The sequence below is a fragment of the Fortiea contorta PCC 7126 genome (assembly GCF_000332295.1).
GTDB classification, from domain to species: Bacteria; Cyanobacteriota; Cyanobacteriia; order Cyanobacteriales; family Nostocaceae; genus Fortiea; species Fortiea contorta.
Genome location: NZ_KB235930.1, coordinates 1,084,074 through 1,108,096, shown reverse-complemented (window position 1 = coordinate 1,108,096; position 24,023 = coordinate 1,084,074). Strand labels below are relative to the sequence as shown.

General features: G+C 44.3%; 25 protein-coding genes. 12 read left to right on the top strand and 13 right to left on the bottom strand.

Features of this window, described 5'->3' with window-relative positions:
• Positions 1-49: 49 nt before the first annotated feature.
• Positions 50-307, bottom strand: coding sequence for an Asr1405/Asl0597 family protein (locus MIC7126_RS0105210; protein WP_026100048.1), 258 nt, complete (start codon positions 305-307; stop codon positions 50-52).
• 435 nt (positions 308-742) lie between these two features.
• On the opposite strand from MIC7126_RS0105210, the gene dpsA reads away from it, so the two are divergent.
• Together dpsA and carB are read left to right on the top strand one after the other, a co-directional pair.
• Positions 743-1,297 (top strand): DNA starvation/stress protection protein DpsA, encoded by a 555-nt coding sequence (gene dpsA / locus MIC7126_RS0105205; protein ID WP_017652070.1) that lies wholly within the window; start codon positions 743-745, stop codon positions 1,295-1,297.
• 551 nt (positions 1,298-1,848) lie between these two features.
• Entirely contained in the window at positions 1,849-5,115 is a 3,267-nt protein-coding gene (gene carB, locus MIC7126_RS0105200; protein ID WP_017652069.1) for a carbamoyl-phosphate synthase large subunit, read from the top strand.
• Here carB and MIC7126_RS31175 read toward each other — a convergent pair.
• The gene (locus MIC7126_RS31175) at positions 5,101-5,271 is read right to left on the bottom strand and encodes a hypothetical protein (protein WP_169330794.1); all 171 of its coding nucleotides are present in this window, start codon (positions 5,269-5,271) and stop codon (positions 5,101-5,103) included. The genes carB and MIC7126_RS31175 overlap by 15 nt on opposite strands.
• A 509-nt stretch (positions 5,272-5,780) precedes the next feature.
• Here MIC7126_RS31175 and MIC7126_RS0105195 point away from each other — a divergent pair.
• From MIC7126_RS0105195 to nblB, 5 genes are all read left to right on the top strand, one after another.
• Positions 5,781-6,737 (top strand): RNA polymerase sigma factor, RpoD/SigA family, encoded by a 957-nt coding sequence (locus MIC7126_RS0105195; protein ID WP_026100047.1) that lies wholly within the window; start codon positions 5,781-5,783, stop codon positions 6,735-6,737.
• A 285-nt stretch (positions 6,738-7,022) separates the two neighbouring features.
• Positions 7,023-7,367: a DUF760 domain-containing protein gene (locus MIC7126_RS0105190; protein ID WP_017652067.1), complete on the top strand. Its 345-nt coding sequence runs from the start codon at positions 7,023-7,025 to the stop codon at positions 7,365-7,367.
• 349 nt (positions 7,368-7,716) lie between these two features.
• Positions 7,717-8,145, top strand: a complete 429-nt coding sequence (gene mutT, locus MIC7126_RS0105180; protein ID WP_017652065.1) for an 8-oxo-dGTP diphosphatase MutT — start codon at positions 7,717-7,719, stop codon at positions 8,143-8,145.
• A 94-nt stretch (positions 8,146-8,239) separates the two neighbouring features.
• A complete protein-coding gene (locus tag MIC7126_RS0105175) occupies positions 8,240-8,704 on the top strand; it encodes a CBS domain-containing protein (RefSeq protein ID WP_017652064.1) in 465 nt (154 codons plus the stop codon).
• A 59-nt stretch (positions 8,705-8,763) separates the two neighbouring features.
• Complete coding sequence (gene nblB / locus MIC7126_RS0105170; protein WP_017652063.1) at positions 8,764-9,426, top strand: phycobilisome degradation protein NblB; 663 nt, start codon at positions 8,764-8,766, stop codon at positions 9,424-9,426.
• A gap of 83 nt (positions 9,427-9,509) precedes the next feature.
• Here nblB and MIC7126_RS0105165 read toward each other — a convergent pair whose 3' ends face one another.
• The 3 genes from MIC7126_RS0105165 to rpaB are packed head-to-tail and all read right to left on the bottom strand — an operon-like array spanning position 9,510 to position 11,465.
• Positions 9,510-10,037 (bottom strand): DUF456 domain-containing protein, encoded by a 528-nt coding sequence (locus MIC7126_RS0105165; RefSeq protein ID WP_017652062.1) that lies wholly within the window; start codon positions 10,035-10,037, stop codon positions 9,510-9,512.
• Between the two features lie 19 nt (positions 10,038-10,056).
• The gene (locus MIC7126_RS0105160) at positions 10,057-10,710 is read right to left on the bottom strand and encodes a cofactor assembly of complex C subunit B (RefSeq protein ID WP_017652061.1); all 654 of its coding nucleotides are present in this window, start codon (positions 10,708-10,710) and stop codon (positions 10,057-10,059) included.
• Between the two features lie 26 nt (positions 10,711-10,736).
• Positions 10,737-11,465: a response regulator transcription factor RpaB gene (gene rpaB, locus MIC7126_RS0105155; RefSeq protein WP_017652060.1), complete on the bottom strand. Its 729-nt coding sequence runs from the start codon at positions 11,463-11,465 to the stop codon at positions 10,737-10,739.
• Between the two features lie 339 nt (positions 11,466-11,804).
• Between rpaB and radA the strand changes: the two genes are divergently transcribed.
• The 3 genes from radA (at position 11,805) to MIC7126_RS0105140 (ending at position 14,816) form a co-directional block, all read left to right on the top strand.
• Positions 11,805-13,331, top strand: coding sequence for a DNA repair protein RadA (radA, locus tag MIC7126_RS0105150; RefSeq protein WP_017652059.1), 1,527 nt, complete (start codon positions 11,805-11,807; stop codon positions 13,329-13,331).
• 30 nt (positions 13,332-13,361) lie between these two features.
• Positions 13,362-14,090 (top strand): Uma2 family endonuclease, encoded by a 729-nt coding sequence (locus tag MIC7126_RS0105145; protein WP_017652058.1) that lies wholly within the window; start codon positions 13,362-13,364, stop codon positions 14,088-14,090.
• Between the two features lie 420 nt (positions 14,091-14,510).
• The gene (locus tag MIC7126_RS0105140; protein WP_017652057.1) at positions 14,511-14,816 is read left to right on the top strand and encodes an RNA recognition motif domain-containing protein; all 306 of its coding nucleotides are present in this window, start codon (positions 14,511-14,513) and stop codon (positions 14,814-14,816) included.
• Positions 14,817-14,949: 133 nt separating this feature from the next.
• Here the strand turns inward: MIC7126_RS0105140 and MIC7126_RS0105135 are convergent, their stop codons facing one another.
• Genes MIC7126_RS0105135 through MIC7126_RS0105125 form a run of 3 tightly spaced genes read right to left on the bottom strand, consistent with a single transcriptional unit; the run spans position 14,950 to position 19,062 of the window.
• Entirely contained in the window at positions 14,950-15,513 is a 564-nt protein-coding gene (locus MIC7126_RS0105135) for a Uma2 family endonuclease (RefSeq protein WP_017652056.1), read from the bottom strand.
• A 60-nt stretch (positions 15,514-15,573) separates the two neighbouring features.
• A complete protein-coding gene (locus MIC7126_RS0105130; protein WP_017652055.1) occupies positions 15,574-17,289 on the bottom strand; it encodes a diflavin flavoprotein in 1,716 nt (571 codons plus the stop codon).
• 48 nt (positions 17,290-17,337) lie between these two features.
• Positions 17,338-19,062 (bottom strand): diflavin flavoprotein, encoded by a 1,725-nt coding sequence (locus MIC7126_RS0105125; RefSeq protein WP_017652054.1) that lies wholly within the window; start codon positions 19,060-19,062, stop codon positions 17,338-17,340.
• Positions 19,063-19,177: 115 nt separating this feature from the next.
• On the opposite strand from MIC7126_RS0105125, the gene MIC7126_RS0105120 reads away from it, so the two are divergent.
• Entirely contained in the window at positions 19,178-20,008 is an 831-nt protein-coding gene (locus MIC7126_RS0105120) for a pantothenate kinase (RefSeq protein WP_017652053.1), read from the top strand.
• On the opposite strand, the gene MIC7126_RS0105115 is transcribed toward MIC7126_RS0105120, so the two are convergent.
• Both MIC7126_RS0105115 and MIC7126_RS0105110 read right to left on the bottom strand, forming a co-directional pair.
• A complete protein-coding gene (locus tag MIC7126_RS0105115; protein WP_017652052.1) occupies positions 19,992-20,807 on the bottom strand; it encodes an alpha/beta fold hydrolase in 816 nt (271 codons plus the stop codon). The genes MIC7126_RS0105120 and MIC7126_RS0105115 overlap by 17 nt on opposite strands.
• A 158-nt stretch (positions 20,808-20,965) precedes the next feature.
• On the bottom strand, positions 20,966-21,460 hold the full coding sequence (locus MIC7126_RS0105110) for an NUDIX hydrolase (protein WP_017652051.1): 495 nt from the start codon (positions 21,458-21,460) through the stop codon (positions 20,966-20,968).
• 446 nt (positions 21,461-21,906) lie between these two features.
• On the opposite strand from MIC7126_RS0105110, the gene MIC7126_RS31170 reads away from it, so the two are divergent.
• Positions 21,907-22,071, top strand: coding sequence for a hypothetical protein (locus MIC7126_RS31170; RefSeq protein ID WP_017652050.1), 165 nt, complete (start codon positions 21,907-21,909; stop codon positions 22,069-22,071).
• A 65-nt stretch (positions 22,072-22,136) separates the two neighbouring features.
• On the opposite strand, the gene MIC7126_RS29040 is transcribed toward MIC7126_RS31170, so the two are convergent.
• Genes MIC7126_RS29040 through MIC7126_RS29035 form a run of 3 tightly spaced genes read right to left on the bottom strand, consistent with a single transcriptional unit; the run spans position 22,137 to position 24,000 of the window.
• Positions 22,137-22,283, bottom strand: coding sequence for a hypothetical protein (locus MIC7126_RS29040; RefSeq protein ID WP_238553606.1), 147 nt, complete (start codon positions 22,281-22,283; stop codon positions 22,137-22,139).
• Positions 22,284-22,325: 42 nt separating this feature from the next.
• On the bottom strand, positions 22,326-23,723 hold the full coding sequence (argH, locus tag MIC7126_RS0105100) for an argininosuccinate lyase (protein ID WP_017652049.1): 1,398 nt from the start codon (positions 23,721-23,723) through the stop codon (positions 22,326-22,328).
• A complete protein-coding gene (locus tag MIC7126_RS29035; RefSeq protein ID WP_154655832.1) occupies positions 23,716-24,000 on the bottom strand; it encodes a hypothetical protein in 285 nt (94 codons plus the stop codon). Before MIC7126_RS29035 ends, argH begins: the two co-directional genes overlap by 8 nt.
• Positions 24,001-24,023: the final 23 nt, after the last annotated feature.

Sequence of the window (24,023 nt, the reverse complement as noted above, 5' to 3'; positions counted from 1 at the left end):
CAGTTAAACAAACTTTTTCGGTAGCCAAATCTAGAATGGCCCCTGTCGATTAAGATTTGCGATAACGAAGTTGCCAATTTTGTTTAAGAATCCAAATCAAATCATCACGGGAAGCAGTGCACTGCTGCGCTACGCTCCACAGCTGAACTGCTGCTGTGGGAGTGTTGATTTCCACCCGCAATGGCTGATTAGCCGCACACCAACAGGGAATTTCTAGTTCCTGTAAGCGGTGATAAACTCGCCAACGGTCTACCCAATCCACCTCAACCACGTGGTTGTGTTCAATTTTTGCAGTATGTGATTTCAAAAGACTAGCCCTCAATGTGCGACCAACTTGCAGTAACTACCGGGCTGCTACTTTCTAATATTTTTCATATTGGAGAGTTCAGCTTCTTAGAACCAGCATAACCTAAGTGCAAACTCTTCTCAATTATTTTGCATAACAGTAGAAAATTAACTCTCCTTTACAGTCGCTCTCCAAAGTAGAGAAGTTGCACGGTAACGCTTATTGTCTGCACATCAGCGAGGACTGTAATATTTACCCCACACGATACATGCATATTTATTTATTGATGTCAATAATAAAAACAGGAATCAAATCAGCAAAAACTTAAATAGCAATTTTTACTAGCAAAAAACTTGACAAATTACAACATTGATTCAACATACTTTAATTTTTAGAGTGTTAATATGTAGAGACTAAGCAGTTAAAAACCATAACTGCTGAAAAGCGAGGAGAACGATGTCAGAAACGCAAACTGTGTTACGAGATTTTGGTCGTATCTACGACAATCCTGTCTTACTGGATCACAGCGTCACTGCTCCAGTGACAGAAGGATTGAATGTTTTATTAGCTAGCTTCCAGGCACTGTACTTGCAGTACCAAAAACATCATTTTGTAGTGGAAGGCTCAGAATTCTATTCACTACATCAGTTTTTTAACGAGAACTACGAAGAAGTGCAAGAGCACGCCCATGAAATCGGAGAACGCTTAGATGGATTAGGTGGTGTGCCAGCGGCTACCTTCAGCAAATTAGCAGAATTGACTTGTTTTGAACAAGAAGCCGATGGTGTATTTTCTGTCCGCAAAATGTTAGAAAATGACCTAGCTGCTGAACAGGCGGTAATTGGTGTGATTCGCCGTCAAGCCGCTCAGGCAGAGAGTTTAGGCGACAGAGCTACACGCTATTTGTATGAAAAAATTCTCTTAAAAACTGAAGAAAGAGCCTTCCATATCTCTCACTTCCTAGCTAAAGACAGCTTGACCTTGGGTTTTGTTCAACCTGCACAAAACTAATTTCTCATCATTTAGATAAGTCTACTTCAGACTAGATAAATAGTTGGAAAATCCGGGTCGGAAAAAATTATAAAAATAAGGCAGAAGGTGGATAATATCCCCTCTGCCTTTTTTAGTACGAGTAAATAAAATAACATCGTCAAACCGTACTAAAAATTAATCGCATTTAGCTTATTAGTAAATATTCCTACCCGTTAAATATCTGCACACATAATAGTGCCGTTGCATGTGGCGTTAGTAATTTCAAAAAACCCTGACTTAAAATACAAAAATTTGCAAAAAATTTAAATAAATCAGTGAGAATTATATATAAAGTTTCTCGTTTTAGTGAAGTACATTTCGTTGAATTTAGGGGTGAGGAACTAGGGACTAGAGAGTAGCTAGGGAAGTGCTAGAGAATTTTTCTGAGCCTTTTAGCCAATTTTGTTAGCTGTCCCCCGTAGAGAGCAGCGTCAGCCCAACCTGGAAAACTTGATAACAAAGCGGCTGACCAGGGGTAAACAATCTTAAAATAATCAGGATTTGTAATCTCTTACTCCAAAGCAACAACTATGCCCCGCCGCCAAGATCTCAGGAAGATTCTGCTGTTAGGCTCAGGCCCTATTGTGATTGGACAAGCTTGCGAGTTTGACTACTCTGGAACCCAAGCCTGTAAAGCCCTGCGAGAAGAAGGCTATGAAGTTGTGCTGGTTAATTCCAACCCAGCAACAATTATGACTGACCCAGACACAGCCGATCGCACCTACATTGAACCGCTGACACCGGAACTCGTCGCCAAAGTCATCGCCAAGGAACGTCCTGACGCCCTACTACCGACGATGGGTGGTCAAACTGCTCTCAATCTCGCCGTCGCTTTAGCTAAGAATGGTGTTTTAGATGAATATAACGTCGAATTAATCGGCGCTAAACTCCCAGCCATCGAAAAAGCCGAAGACAGAAAACTGTTTAATGACGCCATGGCCAAAATTGGCGTGGCTGTCTGTCCCAGCGGTACTGCTTCCACATTAGAAGAAGCAAAAGCGATCGCCCGTCGCATCGGCACCTACCCCTTAATCATTCGTCCCGCCTTTACAATGGGTGGTACTGGCGGCGGAATTGCCTATAACCAAGAAGAATTTGAAGAAATGGCCCAGGTAGGTATCGACGCTAGCCCCGTTTCCCAAATTCTCATCGACCAATCCCTACTCGGTTGGAAAGAATATGAATTAGAGGTGATGCGCGACTTAGCAGATAACGTAGTCATCATCTGTTCCATCGAAAACCTCGACCCGATGGGTATCCACACTGGTGACTCGATCACCGTCGCCCCCGCCCAAACTCTTACCGATAAGGAATACCAGCGGTTGCGGGATATGGCAATTAAAATTATCCGCGAAATTGGTGTGGAAACTGGCGGTTCTAACATCCAATTTGCTGTTAATCCGGTGAATGGGGATGTGGTGGTGATTGAGATGAATCCCCGCGTCTCCCGCAGTTCTGCTTTATCTTCCAAAGCTACCGGCTTTCCCATCGCCAAAATGGCGGCTAAGTTAGCAGTCGGCTACACCCTGGATGAAATTAAAAACGACATCACCAAGCAAACCCCAGCTTCGTTTGAACCCACAATTGACTATGTAGTCACCAAGATTCCCCGTTTCGCTTTTGAAAAGTTTCCTGGTGCAGATCCAGTGCTGACAACACAGATGAAGTCAGTCGGTGAAGCAATGGCGATCGGACGCACATTTAATGAATCCTTTCAAAAAGCCCTGCGTTCTCTAGAAACCGGGCGGGCTGGTTGGGGTTGCGACAAAGCAGAAAAATTACCCAGCGGCGAACAAATCCGCGCTCTGTTGCGGACACCAAACCCCGATCGCATTTTTGCTGTCCGTCACGCTTTGCAGCTAGGTATCACTAATGAGGAAATTTATGAACTCACGGGAATTGACCCTTGGTTCTTAGATAAAATGCAGCAACTCCTAGAGGTGGAAAAATTCCTCAAGCGCACACCTTTAAAACAATTGACAAAAGAGCAGTTGTATGCAGTCAAGAGAGACGGCTTTAGCGATCGCCAAATTGCCTTTGCGACCAAAACCAGCGAAGATGAAGTCCGCACTTACCGCCAACAATTAGGAGTTATCCCAGTTTACAAAACTGTGGATACTTGCGCGGCGGAGTTTGAGGCCTTCACTCCCTATTACTACTCTACCTATGAAGAAGAGACGGAGGTTTTGCCTAGCACCAAGCCCAAGGTGATGATTTTGGGTGGCGGCCCTAACCGCATTGGGCAAGGAATTGAGTTTGACTATTGCTGTTGTCACGCCGCCTATGCTTTGAAGGGAGCGGGTTATGAGACAATTATGGTCAACTCTAATCCAGAGACAGTCTCTACAGATTATGACACAAGCGATCGCCTTTATTTTGAGCCGTTAACTAAAGAAGACGTCCTCAACGTCATTGAAGCTGAGAATCCCGCAGGAATAATTGTCCAATTTGGCGGACAGACACCGTTAAAGTTAGCTGTCCCGTTACAGCAGTATTTGCAGAGACTAGAAGCTACCGATTCGCCATTACCGCAAATTTGGGGCACATCACCAGATTCTATCGACGCTGCAGAAAATCGAGAGCGGTTTGAAAAGATTCTCCAAGATTTAAATATCGCCCAACCGCCTAATGGAACTGCGCGCAGTTATGAAGACGCTTTAATTGTCGCCAAGCGGATCGGCTATCCAGTGGTGGTACGTCCCAGTTATGTGTTGGGAGGACGAGCGATGGAAATTGTCTACTCAGATACTGAGTTAGAACGTTACATGACCTTTGCCGTCCAGGTAGAACCAGAGCATCCCATTTTAATTGATAAATTTTTGGAAAATGCCATCGAAGTTGATGTAGATGCGATCGCTGACCATACTGGAAGAGTCGTAATTGGTGGTATTATGGAACACATAGAACAAGCGGGGATTCATTCTGGAGACTCCGCTTGCTCTTTACCTTCCATTTCCTTGTCACCAGCGGTTCTCAATCAAATTCGTACTTGGACAGTGCAACTAGCACAGGCGCTTTCTGTAGTGGGGCTGATGAATATCCAATTCGCCGTAGTCGGTGCTGGGAGCTATTCTCCCCAAGTTTACATCTTGGAAGCTAACCCCCGTGCCTCACGTACAGTACCGTTTGTATCTAAAGCAACTGGTATACCACTGGCAAAATTAGCTTCCCTAATTATGTCAGGTCAAACCCTAGAGGAACTCAACTTCACCCAAGAAGTGATTCCTGCCCACATCGCCGTTAAAGAAGCAGTTTTACCGTTTAATAAATTCCCCGGAACTGATACAATATTAGGCCCGGAAATGCGCTCGACTGGTGAGGTGATGGGGATTGACAGCGACTTCGGGCGGGCTTTTGCCAAAGCGGAAATCGGCGCAGGAGAGCGTTTACCTCTCACAGGAACCGTATTCGTTTCTATGAGCGATCGCGATAAAGCCGCCGCTGTCACTGTAGTCAAGGAATTTATCGACCTAGGCTTTACTGTCATGGCAACATTAGGTACACGCCGAGTCCTCCAAGAAAACGGCTTAGATGTCGAATTAGTGCTGAAACTTCATGAAGGTCGCCCCCACGTCCTAGATGCTATCAAAAACCAAAAAATCCAACTAATTATCAATACTCCTTCTGGGGAAGAAGCCCAAACTGATGCGAGGTTAATTCGCCGCACCGCTTTAGGTTACAAAATCCCCATCATCACCACCATAGCTGGAGCTAAAGCCACGGTCGCCGCTATCCACTCTCTGCAAACCACAACCTTGGATGTTAAAAGTGTCCAAGATTACTCAGTAGGTCGTTAGCTGAGGGGTTAGGGATGAGAGAGTGTGAGAGGTGTGGGGTGATGGGGTGATGGGGTGATGGGGTGATGGGGTGAAAAAGAATTTGTGCTTTCGCTTCCTATATTCTCCTTCCTCCCACACCTCCCACACCTCCCACACCCCCCACACTCCCCACACTCCCTATTCCCTATTCCCTGCTATATCCGCCGATAACTACAAGAAGAATACAGCAAATGTTACAAAAGAATGATTATGCTTATCGTTGAGTTAATTAGAGAAATATGAGAAAACTATCTCTATCCAGAGATAGATTGATGTCAACCTCTAATCAAGGCAAGTTTAGGTAATAGCAGCCTAAAATCAGCGCTAACAGTCCCGAAATTCTAGTATGGAAGATGATCAAACTCTTCTCATAAATGTTACAATTATTAATAATGAGAGATCTAGAAAATGTTCGACTCGCTACCTGATATCTAACCGTAGATACTTGTAAGACAAGGTAACTAGCTGTAAATTCAATCAGTTAGGAGCCTAAATTGAATAACTATGAGCGACAGAATTTTTCAGTCGCGTAAATTACAAAATGCGGCATCAGTTCCCAGGCAAACTGGGTAACACTAGTGCACAGCAGCTATTAGTGAGTTAATGCCCCTCGTCAAATTTATAATTACCTAATGAGTAGCGCCATGAAGACCGCCCAGACAGCCACAGACCTCGTGCGGACTTACCTGCGTGAGATTGGCCGTGTGCCACTCTTAACCCACGAAGAGGAGATTTTTTATGGCAAACAGGTACAACGTGTCACAGCCTTGTACGAGGTGAGGGAGTTTCTTGCCAACCAGTTAGGTCATCAACCAACCTTAGAACAGTGGGCAAAAGCTGCCAACCTAGAATTGGCAGAATTAAACCGAGCGATCGCCGAAGGTGAAATTGCCAAGCGCAAAATGGTAGAAGCCAACTTGCGACTAGTAGTATCCGTTGCCAAAAAGTATATTAAGCGCAACGTTGATTTACTAGACTTGATTCAAGAAGGTAGTATCGGGATGCAGCGGGGTGTAGAAAAGTTTGACCCCACCAAAGGCTATAGATTTTCTACCTATGCTTATTGGTGGATTAGACAAGCAATCACACGGGCGATCGCTGAAAAAGCGCGCACCATTCGCCTACCCATACACATCACCGAAAAACTCAACAAAATTAAAAAAGCCCAGCGCCAATTATCCCAAAAACTAGGACGCGCCCCCAGCGCCGCCGAACTAGCTCAAGAACTCGAACTGACTCCCAAACAAGTGCGAGAATATCTAGAAAAAGCGCGTCTACCCCTATCTTTAGACTTACGACTAGGAGACAACTACGACACCGAACTCGGCGAAATGTTGGAAGATCCGGGAGTATCTCCCGAAGAATTTGTGATGCAATCTTCCCTTTCCTACGACTTAGAGCGCTTAATGGCAGAACTTACCCCACAACAAAAGGAAGTAATCACCCTCCGCTTTGGGTTAATGGATGGACAAGCTCTCACGCTAGCGAGGATTGGTGAAATCCTCAACATTAGCCGCGAACGAGTCCGACAAATCGAACGAGAAGCCCTCACAAAACTCCGTAAATCCAAAGCCAACATAGATGAATATTTGGCAAGTTAGTTTGATTGACATATCCGCAAATGAACGTAGAGACGAAGCAAAAGCAACGTCTCTACAATCGTCTTCAGCAGCGCACTATTAAGCTCTGGATATGTCTTTTGTTGACGAAGAACTAACCAACCAACCAACTGGTGAGAAAATACGCTGCTGTGAGTACGGTTACACTCACTCCTGATGAAGGATTGGCTTGTTAGATTATTGAGTAGGAAAGCAAATAACAAGCTAACTCTTATCTAAAACTGGAATTTGTCAACACCGTCGGTAATAGTAGTACAAGAGGCAGACATGAATAATCCATCTAACAAAGTCTCAGAATTTTTTAATGGTGAGTCAGAAACCAGCAACTTACTCTGGCAATATGTGAAATCTTTAAGTCCAGAGACTGTCACTCACTTGTCTAAACCTGCTTCAGCCGAAGTTTTCCAAGTCATGGAGCGCAACATTGTCGGACTTTTGGGAAATTTACCATCTGAACACTTCGGCGTCACCGTCACCACCAGCAGAGAAAGTTTGGGTAGACTCCTAGCTTCAGCGATGATTAGCGGTTATTTCTTGCGGAATGCTGAACAAAGAATGGATTTTGAAATAGCTCTGCAAGGAACAGAAACCCACACCGAAGAAACCGAGTAGAGACGAGAAAAGTTGGAATTGGAGATTTAATCTGCGAAAGCTGATGCTTGTTAACATTCACAGTTGAACTCCTGCGAAATCCTGAAAATCTCCTTCCCCTTACCTAAAATTAGCAAATTTCTTATATTTAATTGCGTTCATCTCCTGATAAGTTAAGAATATAGCGGTCTTATGATCAGCATTAACATACCCGACCTCTTCAAGGAAGTCGGGTATTTGATTAACGAGAGGTACAAAAATAATAAACCTCTTGCAAAAGTACCTTTTCTGCTCTCTGTTCCCCGTTCTCTGTTCCCCGTTCCCTGTTCCCGACTTCTGCAAGAAGTCTAATGTTTTTCAACCAGCAATCATGAGTGAAATTAATTCTTTGATTCCCCATAAAATTATTGGTGTGGCTGTGATTTGGAATGAACAACAGCAAATATTAATTGATCGGCGTCTCCCACAAGGAACAATGGGCGGTTTGTGGGAGTTTCCCGGAGGTAAAATCGAGCTTGGTGAAACCATCGAGGAGTGTATTCAGCGGGAGATTTATGAAGAATTGGGAATAGGAATCGAAGTGGGAAAACATCTGATCACTATTGACCACACCTATACTCATTTGCGAGTTACCTTGACAGTCCATCACTGTCGTCACCTTACAGGTATTCCCCAAGCAATAGAATGTGATGAAATTCGCTGGGTACACTTGACTGAATTAGAAAAATATGCATTTCCAGAAGCCAATGTGGAAATTATCGCCGCTTTGAAGGAGACGGAGAAAATAACAAATAACTAGCGCCCAAGTAACAATGTATGAACTGTGTCAAGTTATGACTGGCAATTTTCTACAATAATTTCAGGGACTTTGATTCAGAGGTGTCAGTAAGCAAATGCCTAAAACTGTTGCCGATGTGATGAGCCATGAGCCAGTTGTTGTCCAAGCGCAAACGCCTTTGAAAACAGCTATCCAGATTTTGGCTGAACGACGGATTAGTGGGCTACCTGTTGTGGATGAGAACGGGCAACTGGTAGGTATTATCTCAGAAACTGACTTGATGTGGCAACAAACGGGTGTGACTCCGCCTGCATACATCATGTTTCTCGATAGCGTCATCTATTTACAAAATCCGGCTGATTACGATCGCGATCTGCATAAGGCGCTAGGACAAACGGTCGGAGAGGTGATGAGCAAAAATCCTATCACCATTTCTCCCAATAAAAGTATTAGGGAAGCTGCCAAAATTATGCACGATCGCAGTGTTCATCGTCTACCAGTACTTGACAGCGCGGGTCAGGTAATTGGTATCCTCACTCGTGGTGATATTGTACGTGCAATGGCTGCGGAGCAAGATTAGTCATTTGTCAGTTTCATAACTCACTGTTTTTCACACCTTTGAAAATATAGGATTAGTAAATGAGCATTACTCCTGAGTCTGTTAAGCAATTGCTGAGTTCAGAGGATTTAGGCGATCGCTTGCGGGCGGTGAATCAAATTCGTCAATTAGACCCGGCTATTGGCTTTGAACTGATTCAAAGTGCTATTGGTGATAGTAATTCCCGCGTCCGTTACTCAGCGGTAAGTCAGCTTGATATACTGGGCACACAAGATTTACAATTATCTTTAGATATGCTGCGGGATTCTTTGAGCGATCCTGAGCCTGACGTCCAAGCAGCAGCAGCAGACTGTATCGGCGCCCTCAAATTACACACAGCTTTTGAGGATTTGCAGCAGCTTTATGAAACCACCCCAGAATGGTTAGTAAAATTCAGTATTATTGCTACCCTGGGGGAATTGGGTGATCCGCGAGGCTTTGAATTGCTCCGTGAGGCTCTTAGTTCTGATAATGAGTTAATCCAAACTGCAGCGATTAGTTCTTTGGGAGATTTAGGCGATTTACAGGCTGTACCGCTACTATCTTCCTATGCTACTAATTCTGATTGGCAAGTCCGCTATCGAGTTGTTCAAGCTTTGAGCCGTTTGGGTGGTGTGGATGCTCAGTCCATATTACAAACTTTGGTTGATGATGAAGTAGAAGCGATCGCTAGGGAAGCTCAACAAGCTCTGCAATCAGTATAAGGCTACTCTTTCCCAAAGAATAACCAGAGCTAGTGTGTTTGGCTGGCGTCAACGTCAAAAAGCCTCACACCAGCTTAATTTTTTTATTTAATGAATGGCCCATATACTTGTGGCCAAGTTGTGAGGATAAAAACTGCAACTGCTGAGATAGCGAATAAACCCTGAATTAAATTTCCAATTAAGGTACCAACTACAATTCCAATACCCGCCTTCACTGCTAATTGTATTTGCTTTTGGTAGAGGTACTCACCTATAATTGCTCCTAAAAGCGGCCCTAATAAAATGCCTAGTAAAGGCCCGCCAAAAGGTAAAGCTGGTAATAACCCGAAAAATCCTAACACCAACCCCACAACAGCACCTATTTGTCCCCATTTGCTAGCACCGGCTTGTTTTGCTCCCAAATAGCCGGCTAAAAAATCGACTCCAATACTCAAAAGTAAAACTATAACTGTGACTATTAGTGGTGTTTTGATAGCTGCGAAAGAACCGCTAACAACTCCCCAAATAATCACGCCAATTAAAATTAAACTGGTTCCAGGGATAGCTGGAACCACAGCCCCAATAATACCTACAATCATGAGGGCGATGATTAACAAATAGAGAATTTGCATAATTCGTAATTCGTAATTTTTAATTTTCCGACTCCAAATTTTGGAGTGTAACTGCTAATTTATCAGCTATCCCCGCAATCCAATTTTCATCCTGTTTGGTGTAACTGCGGGGAGCATTGGCGCCTAAAATCAGAACTCCTTTGTCGCCAATTGGTTGACAAATCACACCTTGAGTGTTCTCTGGTAAATAATCAAATTCAATTCGTCCTGGATATACTTTCAGCGCTACTAAATAAATTGCTTGTTGTTTTTCTAGGACTCTTTTTAAGATTGCTCCTGGTGTAACTTCAGATTTACCACCCAGAATACCGCGACGCAACAAAACTTTACCTTGATAAAAAACTACAAGCGATCGCGTGACTGTATTAGTCAATAATAAATGAGATGCCCAGGCTAATTCTGTTTTCACGGCTGCTGGTAAATCTGCGGCTAAGACAAAACCTTCTTCTCCAATTAGTTGCACAACGTCAGGCGATCGCGGCTGTACTTGCTGCCAAATTAAACCTGTTAAAATGAGCACCGCGCTTAAAATTACGCCCACCACATCCCCTCGCGCTTGGGATTCTGTAAGTTCTGGTGTCAAAAAGCGGTTAATTAACAGCAGTACAGCGCCCAAAGAGCCAACAACAATCGGCAGACGCCGTAAAACTACATTAGAATCAGATTTTGTCATTGCTTATTTGTTACTCCTGCATCTATTCACTCCTCCCCAGGCTCAATTATCCGTTGAAACAAATAACCAGTACCCCGCGCTGTCAAGATTAATTCTGGATTACTAGGGTCGTCTTCCAACTTGGCGCGTAAGCGGGAGATATGAACATCGACTACGCGAGTATCGACATGGCGTTCTGGTGTATAACCCCAGACTTCTTGTAAAATTTCTGAACGGGAAAAAGCTTCTCCAGAGCGACTTACCAGTAACTCTAGCAGGCTAAATTCCATACCCGTGAGGCGAATGCGCTCGTCACCTTTGTAGACTTGGCGCTTATTCGTGTCAATTTTGATATTCCCGACATGAATCACTCCGGAACTGGGAATACCAGAAGCGCCGATTTTATCAACTCGGCGTAATACCGAACGAATGCGGGCTTCTAGCTCTTTGGGGGAGAACGGCTTGACTACATAGTCATCAGCGCCCAATTCTAATCCGGTGATGCGATCAGCTACATCCCCTAAGGCTGTTAGCATAATAATTGGGACATCAGACTCTTTACGTAACTCTTGACACACACCGTAACCATCCAGCTTTGGCATCATGACATCCAAAACTACAAGGTCAGGATCAGCTTTGCGAAAAGTTTCTAAAGCTTCTTCACCATCGCCAGCAGTCACAACATCATAGCCAATCATGGAAAGGCGCGTTTCCAAAATCCGGCGAATGCTGGCTTCGTCGTCTACTACCAGGATTTTTTCTTTATGACTTTCCAAGTTTTTCTATGCTCCTTAACTAAAATTTCTCTTAAAGAGGGAACTCTCAACGGGTAACTAACAACAGGGTCTTGGCAAAGGGGATTATTTATACCCCACCCAAAACCTGCTACTTATAGAATTAGGGGTCTGTGACTCCCGGCTCTAACTCGAAGTTGCCAAAACTGTTTCCTTTTCCCTATTCTCTGTTTCCTTTTTTTGATGATTAATTTTTAATACCATAATATTAAGATATCATTCCATCAACTTATTGGAAAAAGCTGTAACTATTACTATTATTAGACTTTAGGTTTCTGCAAAAATTAAGTAAAAATTAAAATTATTTAATAAGATTTAAGAATGGCAAAGTCGAAAACCTTTTATATTTGTAACGAATGTGGCGCCGAATCTCCCCAATGGTTCGGTAAATGCCCCGCTTGTGGTACCTACAATTCATTAGAGGAACAATTTTCCATTCAATCTGCGGTAGATATACCTAGTCGAGGAGGTGTCAGTGGTTGGCAATCAGCACCTACCAATGGTAAATCTCATCATAAACCAGCAAAAGCCAGAGCTTCCTTAACATTTGAACAAATTACCGAGCGTCAAGTCACACGCTGGGAGTCTGGTTATGGAGAATTAGACAGGGTGTTGGGTGGTGGTGTGGTTCCTGGCTCGATGGTATTAATTGGTGGCGATCCAGGTATCGGTAAATCTACGCTGCTGCTACAAGTATCAAATCAGTTAGCACAAAGATATCGTATCCTCTACATATCAGGGGAAGAATCGGGACAACAAATTAAGTTGCGAGCATCCCGCTTGGGAGTATCTGATCCGGTGGGTGCTGTTGAGCAAGTGGAACAGTTAGTCGCTGCAGAGACTCCTCAAGAAATTGACCCTGATAGCGTTGGTGCTGACTTGTATGTTTTACCAGAAACAGATTTAGAAGAGATTCTGCGAGAAATAGACTCTCTCAGACCAAATGTGGCGGTGATTGATAGTATTCAAACCGTGTTTTTCCCTGGACTTACTTCTGCACCAGGTTCTGTGGCTCAGGTGCGGGAATGCACAGCGGCGCTGATGAAGGTGGCAAAGCATGAAGACATCACTATGTTAATAGTAGGACATGTTACCAAAGAAGGCGCGATCGCTGGGCCGAAAGTTTTAGAGCATTTAGTTGATACGGTGTTGTATTTTGAAGGCGATCGCTTTGCTTCTCATCGGTTATTACGGACGGTAAAAAACCGCTTTGGCGCCACCCACGAAATTGGAATTTTTGAAATGGTGTCCAATGGATTACGTGAAGTTCCCAATCCTTCAGAGTTATTTTTGGGGAATCGTGATGATCCGGCTCCGGGAACAGCAATTGTCGTTGCTTGTGAGGGAACTCGTCCCATTGTGGTTGAGTTACAAGCCTTAGTCAGTCCTACCAGTTACCCTTCTCCCCGTCGCGCGGGAACAGGTATAGATTATAACCGCTTGGTGCAGATTCTCGCCGTGTTAGAAAAGCGGGTGGGAATTCCCATGTCTAAGTTGGATTCTTATGTCGCTTCTGCTGGGGGGTTGAATGTTGCTGAACCAGCGGTAGACTTAGGAATTGCCATCGCTATCGTCGCCAGTTTCCGCGATCGCATTGTTGACCCAGGTACGGTGTTGATTGGGGAAGTTGGGTTGGGAGGACAGGTGCGATCAGTTTCCCAGATGGAACTGCGATTGAAGGAAGCAGCTAAACTGGGATTTAAAAGAGCGATCGTCCCCAAAGGACAAAAATTCCCCGATCTTAATATTGAGATTTTACCAGTATCGAAGGTCATAGACGCAATTATTGCCGCCATACCTCATCAAGAACTAACAGCCGAAGATTTAGCACCAGACGAAGATGAGTAATTTTCCCCTCGTAAATCAAGGAGAAGCGCCATGATTGCCCTCACCCAAGACTACCAAATCACTTGGGAAAAACTCCCCGATGATTACAAATTACCAGATGACCCAGTGGACAACATCAACCAACCAGCCTTAGCGGCAGCACTCACAGAAACCTTACAATTAGCTGGTAAAGTTACGGCAAATAGTCTCACACCCACCAATTATGGGATTTGTGCCACACTCAACGGCAAAATGGTCATCAAAGCTCCAGATTGGGCGTATATTCCAGAAATTAAAGTTGAGAGAGCAGAAGTAACACGTAGTTATACCCCGCAACTACAAGGCGATATTCCCGTAATTGTGATGGAATTCGTTTCTGATCAAGAAGGTTCTGAATATTCGGTTAAACCCACATACCCCCCCGGTAAATGGTTTTTCTACGAGCGCATCCTCAAAATACCAAACTACATCATCTTTGAACCTGATAGCGGCAATTGCGAGATGTATTGCTTACAAGAAACAGAAAGATACGCATTGACCCAGCCAGATGCAAACCAGCTTTATTGGATACCCCAGATCAATCTTCACCTAGGAGTATGGCATGGTAGCCGCGAAAACCGCACAGGAAACTGGTTGCGGTGGTGGGATGAACAAGGAAACCTGTTACTGTGGGGTGCGGAACTAGCAGCGCAGGAACGACAACGCGCTGAACAGGAGCGACAACGCGCTGAACGACTAGCCGCACAATTACGAGCGCTGGGGATTGAGCCAGAAGCCTAGTAGAAAAAGGCTGAAGTATCAAGTCTCAAGTATGAAATAAACAAACCTTTATAGTCAGCTTTTCACCGATTTTGAATGGGTGGTTGATTTACGCCACAGTGTACTAGCACAGCATGGTTCAAATAAAGTACCCATGACAAATAGCCCAAAGGCTGACTATACAAGTCTCTTAATTTCATACTTGCTACTTTAGCCTTTGTATACTAGTTCTGATTAGGAGGGAGCTATCAAGTCAATGAACTTTTATAACAGTTAGTGAAGATATACCCCCCACAACCCAACAAATGTGTAATCATGGTAAGTGAGAATTAATTCGGCGAAAGCGTTTGTTTTTAGCATTGATAGGCCTTTTCCTTTTGGTATTTACAGACTCTCTCCGGAATCTAAATCTCTACACTCTCACGATTTTGGAGACATTCCATGTCAGTTTACGTTGGCAACCTTTCTTACGAAGTTACGCAAGATGCACTGAGCGCTGTTTTCGCAGAATATGGTACTGTGAAACGCGTTCAACTGCCCACTGACCGCGAAACAGGCCGCCTACGCGGCTTTGGTTTTGTGGAAATGGGTTCTGAAGCTGAAGAAGCTGCAGCAATCGAAGCACTTGATGGCGCTGAGTGGATGGGACGCGACCTCAAAGTTAACAAAGCCAAACCCAAAGAAGACAGAGGTGGGTCTTTTGGTGGTAATCGCGGTGGCGGCGGTTACAATCGCAACCGTTACTAAGCTAATAAAATTTTACCCGGTTAGTTTTGTAATAACAGTAATTTAACCACATCCAATCAAGGCTTAAGCAAAAATGCTTGAGCCTTTTTGATTTTCTGGTTCGGATATATCTAGCGAATCGTCTGAGCTAAATTTACATTTGTAACTCAAACCCTGGTAAAACTGCTTCTCGAGAAAGTAGTGCGGGAAGATTAACTATCTCCACAGACTGTCCGATACGGTAAATCTCCACTTGCTGGGACTGGGGATTAATCAGCCAACCCAAGCGTAAACCATTCTCTAAATACTCCTGCATTTTATCTTGCAAAGGTTTGAGACTGTCGCTTTTAGACCTGAGTTCAATCACAAAGTCTGGTGTCAGTGGCGGGAATTTTTCCCGTTCAGCTGTAGTTAGCGCTTCCCATCGTTCTAATTTTACCCATGCAGCGTCAGGCGATCGCTTTGCACCATTTGGTAATCTAAAAATCGTCGAGTAACTAAAAACTTTGCCTAATTTGGTTTGGCGATTCCAAATTTCCAAATCTGTTATTAAACCTGCTTCCCGATTCCCGCTTTCTCCTCCCACTGGTGGCGTAATTATCAGTGCTCCCTCTGCACTCTGTTCTAAATTCAATTCCCGATTCGCCATGCAGAGTTGATAAAATAGTTCATCGGTGAGGTGAAAGACTGGCTCTAGATTTAGTACAACTCTGTTCATAATCTATTTAGTTTATGTCCTCACCCATATGATTGCTGCTATGAGTCTACAACAACGAAATTAGTAATGGCTGCCAGATTTACGATGATGTACTGCTGTCACACCATCTTGATTTAATACTTTACCATTTTTAATAGTTGCATAGACTAACCAGTGGTCGCCTGATTCTAGCCGATTTTGTACTGAACACTCTAAGTATGCTAGAGCATCATTCAGAACAGGAATGCCAGCTTCGGTTTCTTCCGCAATAGCAACACCAGCGAATCGGTCTTGTCCGGGGCCGAAGGGTTTGAGGAAATGTTTCATCAACCCTAAATGATTACCTTCTTGAAGGATATTCAGGACAAATTCATTTCCTACGTGTGTCAGAGCTTCTACAGCCCTTTCCTTCGCAACGGCGATCGTCAAGCCAGGGGGATTAAAGCTAGCCTGGGCTACCCAAGAAGCTAACATGGCACTGGATATATCGTCTTGTTTGGCTGTGAGTACGCACAAAGAACCGACAATCCTACCCACAGCTTGCTCAACATTGGTAGCGGGTACACTTTGCGATCGCACTTTTCTGGCTTTTTTCAGTGCTTGAGCAAAATCAGTTCCCGCTTCTTCGCAAAGTTGTAAAGTGACGTCATTCGGTTTAAATTTCACCCGGATGGTGTCCAAACCAAACCGATAACCAGCGTCTTTCAGTTTCCCCTCAATTAAATCAACCGCTTCCCCACTCCAGCCAAAGGAGCCAAATACACCCGCTAGTTTATTATTAGTAGCGGTCGCCAGCACAATTCCTAAAGCTGTTTGCACGGGGGTGGGCGCGTGACCGCCGAGGGTGGGAGAGCCGATAATGAAGCCAGAGGCTTGATCTACAGCCGCACGGATCTCTTCTGGCTCAGTAAACTCGCAGTTAATTGATTCTACAGCTACACCAGCTTTGGTGATACCACGAGCGATCGCCTGCGCTAAAGTCGCTGTATTGCCATAAGCTGATGCATAAATCAAAGCCACTGTCAAGTCAGCAGATGTTTGCTGTTGGCTCCAATCTCGATAAGCCTTGGTTAGTTCGATTAAGCCATAGCGCACCAAAGGGCCATGACCTGTAGCGTAAAGCCTCACAGATAAATCAGCAATTTTGTCTAAAGCTGTTTCTACTTGTCGAGCATGGGGAGCCATCAAGCAGTCAAAATAATAGCGACGGTCTTCGTTAATCGCTTCCCAACCTTCATCAAATACCTGATCGCCGCAAATATGCGCCCCAAATAACTTATCTGTGTAGAGAATTTCTGTTTGTGAATCGTAGGTACACAATTCATCAGCATAGCGGGGATTGGGCGTGGGGATAAATTGCAAAACATGGCCTTTGCCTAAATCTAAGCTTTCTTCCCCCCGCATCACCAGAATTTTTAAATCAGGATTTTCCAGCACTCCCCGCAAATTTTTCGCCCCAGGATTAGAAGCCACAAAAGTAATTTGCGGTGCGAGTTCTAGCAAAACTTTTAAAGTTGCGGCGCGGTTAGGATTGACATGACCGACAATTACATAATCAATCGCTTTCACATCAAATCGCGCCTGTAAAGCTTGCAGATAAATTTCTGTGAAAGTTTCCCCTGGCGGATCAATGAGAGCTAGTTTATCGCCTTGAATTAAATAAGAATTAGCAGTGGTTCCCTTCGCCAAAGCATATTCAATTTCAAATCTTAATCTTGACCAACTGCGCGATCGCAATACTGTTGTATCCGTGGCTATGGGGTAAACTTGAACATCGCGGGGTTTATTTGTAGACATAGCTGTGAAAGGATGAAGTCTGAAGTCTGAAGTTTGTTGTACTAGCCCCTAGTAATGATTTCCCACCTTGCGGTGATGGACTGCTGTCAGAGCTTCTGGCTTACTGACTCGTCCGGCGTAGACGGTGCTGTATACTGCCCAATGATCACCACAGTCCATGCGGCTAGCGACTTCGCATTCCATGTAAGCCAGGGCGTCATTCAAGATGGGGGCTCCATTTTCGGCTGGTTGGGTTCTGACGCCTTGAAAACGATCCGCACCAGGAGCGAACCGCTTTAAGAAGTGCTTCATCAGTGTTTGGTAACTACTTTCTTCTAAAACATTGAGCACAAACCGATCGCCTACTTGCATCAATGATTCAATCGCCCGGTCTTTCGCTACTGCAATCGAGAATCCTAGGGGTTTAAAACTAGCTTGGCTTACCCATGAGGCTAGCATGGCGCTGGAAACATCACCTTTTTTTGCGGTAATTATATACAATCCGCCGCTGAGTCTACCCAAGGCTTTGTCTAAGTCTACGCCCAGGGATTTCATGGTTTTGATGCTGCGATCGCGTGTCACCCACTGTCCTAAGTCTGTACCTGCTTCTTCACACAGTTTGTAGGTGTTTTCTGTGGGGATTTCTCGAATCTTGATGGCGGGGAAAACAACACTCAAGCCCAAGTTGCGGAATTTACTGAGTAAAGGATCTACTGGTTCGTCGTCACCACCGCCAGTTTCAAATACGCCTATGGCTTGCTTTTCCTTCGCCGAGCCTAAAACTGTACTCAAAGCCGCTTGGATGCTAGCATTACCACTCGCTGGTGGTAGACCGATGACTACACCGACACAGCGGCTGACTAGTTCTCGCAACTCTTGTAAATCGACTTCTGCCCCCAAGTCTACCATTTCCACAGCCACGCCAGTTTTACTGATACCGTTGACGACTGCTTGGGCTAGGCGATCGCTATACCCATATCCAGAAACGTGAAATACCCCCACTGTCGTTTCTGCTTTGGTTTGTTTTTGGCTCCAAGTGCGGTAGCGTCCTGTTAATTCATCAACATTATGGTATAATAGCGGCCCGTGTCCAGTAGCGATCATTTTAATAGCTGGTAGTTCCCCCATCCGCTTCAAAGCCGACAACACTGAGCGCGCATTCGGCCCCATCAGGCAGTCGTAGTAATATTTAAAATCCGGTTCAATAGTCTTTAAATCTGCGTCGAAAGTGCTATCTGAGCAATAGTGCAACCCAAAAGCATCGCAGGTGTAGAGAACTTGAGTTTGATGGTCGAAGCTAAAGATAGTATCCGGCCAGTGTAAATTTGGTGCAATCACAAATTCAAATTCATGACCATTACCTAAATCTAGGCGATCGCCATTTTTGACAATTCGCCGTTTGAATGGCTGGTGTACCAAATTTTCTAGAAACTGAATTGCTACCTTCGAGCCAACAACTGTAATTTGTGGAGCCAGTTGTAATAAATCTTTCACTAAACCGCTGTGGTCTGGCTCGGTGTGGCTGATAATTAGATAATCAATCTCAGATAAATTAATTAATCCGGTGAGGGTGTCAAAATACAACTGGCGAAACTTTTCATGGGAAGTATCAACCAAAGCCGTCTGCTCACCGCGAATCAGAAATGAGTTGTAGGTTGTACCATTCTGCAAACCAAATTCAATATCAAACCGATCGCGCTCCCAATCCAAAGAGCGAATTGCTGTCGTCCCTTCAGCAATTTCTCCAGTCTGGATGGTGAGCCTCTTTTCAATTCTTTCGGTGAGCAATACCATAACTCCCCTCCTTGACGACTAAGTATTTTTTCCTTTTACTTTATTGTGCCACGGGTTGTTTGTTAAGTTTTATTAAAAAATCTATATATATCTTAAGAAATTTAAAATAGTCAGCATGACCACTCAGCTAGCGTTAATGGTGGGAAATTCCCGGCTACATTGGGCGTTATTGATCAACAACACCCTTGACTCAACCTGGGATACCGATTATCAGCCAGAGTCAGTCATCCAACGAATAGCCGAGAGTTCCACAGTAGACGATTTACCGCCAGAAATTTTCCCACCCCATCACAAACGAGAAAAACAACAACAAATCATCAAAAAAAACTCTTCCCCTCTCCCCCTGCTTCTCGCTTCAGTAGTTCCCACACAAACCGCTCTGTGGCAAACTTACCCTCATATTCGCCTGATTACCTTAGACCAAATACCCCTCAAAAGACTGTATCCCACATTAGGAATCGACCGCGCCCTAGCCTTGTGGGGTGCGGGGAAACAGTGGGGTTTTCCCATACTAGTAATTGATGCGGGAACCGCGCTCACTTTTACCGGCGCAGACGCTAACCAATGTTTAGTTGGTGGTGCAATTCTACCCGGATTAGGTTTGCAGTTCGCCACTCTGGGACAAAAAACAGGACAACTACCGCAGATTGAGACACACAGCGTTTCTCTACCCCCACGCTTTGCACTCAACACATCACAAGCAATCCAAAGCGGAGTGATTTATACGCTAGTTGCGGGAATCAAAGACTTTATGACGGCGTGGTGGGAATTGTTTCCTGAAAGTAATATTGCCATAACAGGGGGCGATCGCCACTTAATAGTTAATTATCTTCAAGAATGGGATAGTGCGATCGCCACAAAATTAATCATCGAACCAAACTTGATTTTTTGGGGAATGCAAAAAATCGCCATAGATGACAAATCACAACTCACCAATTCCCCATGACAAAATCCTGAATATCTGCAGCCACAACCACAGCCACAGACTCAGGTAAATCATTTCCCCCATGAGCAATAATTTTAAAATTAGCTTTATTGCATAATTGAGTGTAAGTCTGACTCTTCGCTAAAGCATTTGGCGCATCTTTGCCACCTTGCAAAACTAAAACTGCCACTTCCATCAAATACAATCTGTTTTGTAATAATTCAGCAGCAATTTCTGGTTGTTGTCTTTGAAATAGCAAATGGCTAGCTATAGGATATTCTAAAAGAACTTGACGCAACTGCAAATCTTGGGTAATTTGTTCGTCCCAACCAAAAATTTTAGTCACAGGACGAAGCCACTCGAATATCTTCACAACCAGCGGTGACAAATTAAATAAGCGCCGCAATTTCTGCGAATACTTATCTTGTCCTTCTACCTCCACACCTTCTGGAGACAACAGCACTAAACCAAAAACTTGCTCTGGATACTTTAAAGCATAGCTAGCCGCAATCCAGCCACCCAAAGAATGTCCTACAAAATATACTTTTTCCAGCTTCAAAGCCTGCAAAAATTCAGCCAAACACTCCACTTGCAAATCAATTGAATGGTGGATATTAGGATTTTCCGATTCGCCAAATCCTAATAAATCTGGTGCAAAACAATGAAATGTTGCAGATAGACATTCTATTACCGATACCCACTGACTGCTGTCGTTCCAAGAACCATGTAGGAAAATCACAGGAGTTCCCGCACCAGCTTCCCGCCAGAATAGTAGCCCTTGAGATAGTTTTCTCCGGGAGTTATGAAATACCGTATCCATCTGAATTTTATAATTAATTTTTAGCAGATATTAGATTTTAGATAAAAATCTCACTAATTTCTACTGCCAATAAATATTGATCATCTACTCAAAAATTTTGAGCACAGACAGCAACTAATAATCCCATCTGCGGTTTCCAATCCGCAAACAACATACTATCATGCCAAGGTTGTCAAACCATTTAAATAATCTTGCAATTGCCGATAATGGTCATGAGACATTGGCTCTAACGGTAGGGAACTGGGAGTAAAAGCCTGAATTTCCATAACTTCTAAAGCATCTTGCACTTCCATTGTCCCCGCCACATCTGCTTCTACAACAACGCAAATGGAGTGGATTCTCGGATCACGATCTGGTGAAGAATAAACCCCAACCAAGCGGCGGATTTTCACCAAATCTAGCCCAGTTTCTTCATGCAATTCTCGGTTGACCGTGGTAGGAATGTCTTCCCCCCAGTCTACCATGCCTCCAGGTAGTGCCCACTGACCATCGTCGCGCCGTCGAATCAGCACAATCCGACCATCGGGCAAAATGGGGATAACACTAGTACCAGTAATGGGATGGCGAAAGATTATACCCAATACTGTTTGTCCAATGCGCCACACACTACGTGTAGACTGGACAGCAGCCGCAAAAAAAGCAAAAACGTTCAATCTTTAAAAATTATGGGTTGTATGCAGTGTTTCCCTCAATACAGCATTGAGTTGTGTCTCCCACAAAAATGCTTGTGTTGAGGAATTTTATTCTAGCGCTTCCGTAGAATACCTTCATCTTACCATTTGTCAAGAAAATAAGCTCGTATATTTTTATACGCCAAATTTCTTTAACCAATTTTACCGCCAGTATTTTGCATTTTGGTGGCGGGTAATTGGTAATTGAGGATTGGAGATTGAAAGTTTAACTATTTTTTATTACCAAATTTCTATAAAAAGTCTAACTTGGATTGACATAACACAATTTAATGCGGTAGAATTATATGCTGTCTAAAGCATTTGAATGCTTGACTAGGCTAAAACTATATCAATAGCATCGGTAGCTGATATTGCCTATGTAATGCCTAGTTGCCGTTTTTTTTTGTTGTTTATTTAATGAGGTGAACATGGCTAAGCGCCGCAACCCGAAAAAAGAAAAGGCGCTACGGAACCAGGCATATGCCAGAAAGTTTCGTAAACGGACGACTACAGGAAGAATGCAAAGAAGGTTCCAACAAAGACCACCGAAGAGTGAAGAAGATGAAGGAGCAGCAGTAATGGATGCTGAATAAGGCATCTAAGATTCCGGCTTTTTCGGTCTTCTAGTTTTTAGGGTGTACATGATATGTGTACGCCCTTATTTGTTTTGAGTATGTGACGCGGGATATAGGGAAGGGTGGGGAGTGTGGGGAGTGTGGGGAGTGTGGGGAGAAAAAGAATTGAAGAATTTATGCTTACGCTTGTAATCTTCTCCGTCTTCCCAAGCTTCCCACACCTCCCACACCTCCCACACCTCCCACCCTTCTCCTTCCTCCCCACCTCCCCATCACCCCACCTCCCCATCCCTCAATACTCGACGAGCGCTGAGAAGTTGTTCTTTGACTTGTGCAAAACCGGTACCACCGTAGCTGTTACGTGCGGCTACAACTTGGCGCGGGGATATAGCCTCATAAATATCTGCAGCAAATGCTGGATGTAGTTGTTGCCATTCTTCTAGGCTCAAATCTTTGAGGAGTTTACCTGCAGCAATGCTAGTTTTGACTACTTTTCCTACAAGGTTGTAGGCTTCTCGGAAAGGAACACCCCGTGCTGCTAAATAATCGGCAACATCGGTAGCATTAGAAAAGTCTTCGGCTACAGCCTGCGCTAACCGCTCTGGACGAAATTTTAAACCTTCTCGCAACAAAATTGCGATCGCTTCTAAGCAAGCTTTAACGGTGTTGACGCTATCAAATAAACCTTCTTTGTCTTCTTGCAAATCTTTGTTATATGCCAGGGGTAATCCTTTCATGATCACCAACATTGCTTGGAGATGACCAAAAACACGCCCCGTTTTCCCCCTCACCAATTCTGGCACGTCGGGGTTTTTCTTTTGGGGCATGATGCTAGAACCTGTGGCACAGCTATCTTTGAGGGTGACAAAACGGAATTCTTCTGATGACCAAAGAATAATTTCTTCCGAAAGGCGGCTGAGGTGAACCATAATCAAGCTAGCTGCACAGAGAAATTCGATCGCAAAATCGCGATCGCTCACTCCATCCAAGCTGTTAGCATAAATTTTGTCAAATTGCAATACTTTGGCTGCATAATGGCGGTCTATAGGAAAAGTGGTTCCAGCCAAAGCACCGCATCCCAAAGGTGAGATATTTACCCGCTTTTCCACATCTGTCAGCCGTTCCCAGTCCCGTTGCATCATGTGAAAGTACGCTAAGAGGTGATGAGCTAAACTCAGGGGTTGGGCACGTTGCAGGTGAGTGTAGCCAGGAATGAGGGTTTCAACATTGTTGTCGGCTATGTCTAATAAAACAGTTTGAAATTCCCTAACTTTGTCTTTGATTTGTTGGATTTGGTCGCGGAGGTAGAGTCTGGTGTCAGTTCCTACCTGGTCATTGCGCGATCGCGCTGTGTGCAATTTCTTACCTACATCACCGACAATTTCTGTCAGTCGCCGTTCTACCGCAAAATGCACATCTTCAGCATCCACACCAGGGAGAAATTTTCCTTGGCGATATTCTTGGCGAATTTGTTCTAAACCTGTAAATAATTGCTCTCCCTCTTCCGGGGAAATAATACCCGTGTGAGCCAACATTTTCGCATGAGCTTGCGAACCCGTTAGGTCATATTCAATTAACTCTATATCAAAATTTATACTGGCATTAAAACGAGCGATCGCCGGATGCAATGCTGATTCAAATCGCTGACTCCAAGTTTGTTCTTTAGTCATAAGTGTAGAGGGGAAGGTGTGGGAGGTGTGGGAGGTGTGGGAGGTGTGGGAGATGGGGTGATGGGGTGGTGGGGAGATGGGGTGATGGGGAGTGTGGGGAGTGTGGGGAGACTTGTACTGAGCGACTTGTACTAAGCGAAGTCGAAGTAAGCCGAAGTATGAGAGAAAAAAAGAATTTATGCTGACGCTTGCTATCTTCTCCTTCCTCCCACACCTCCCACACTTCCCACACCTCCCACACCCCCCACACCTCCCACACCTCCCACACTTCCCACACCTTCCCCTCCCTATGCGCCATGC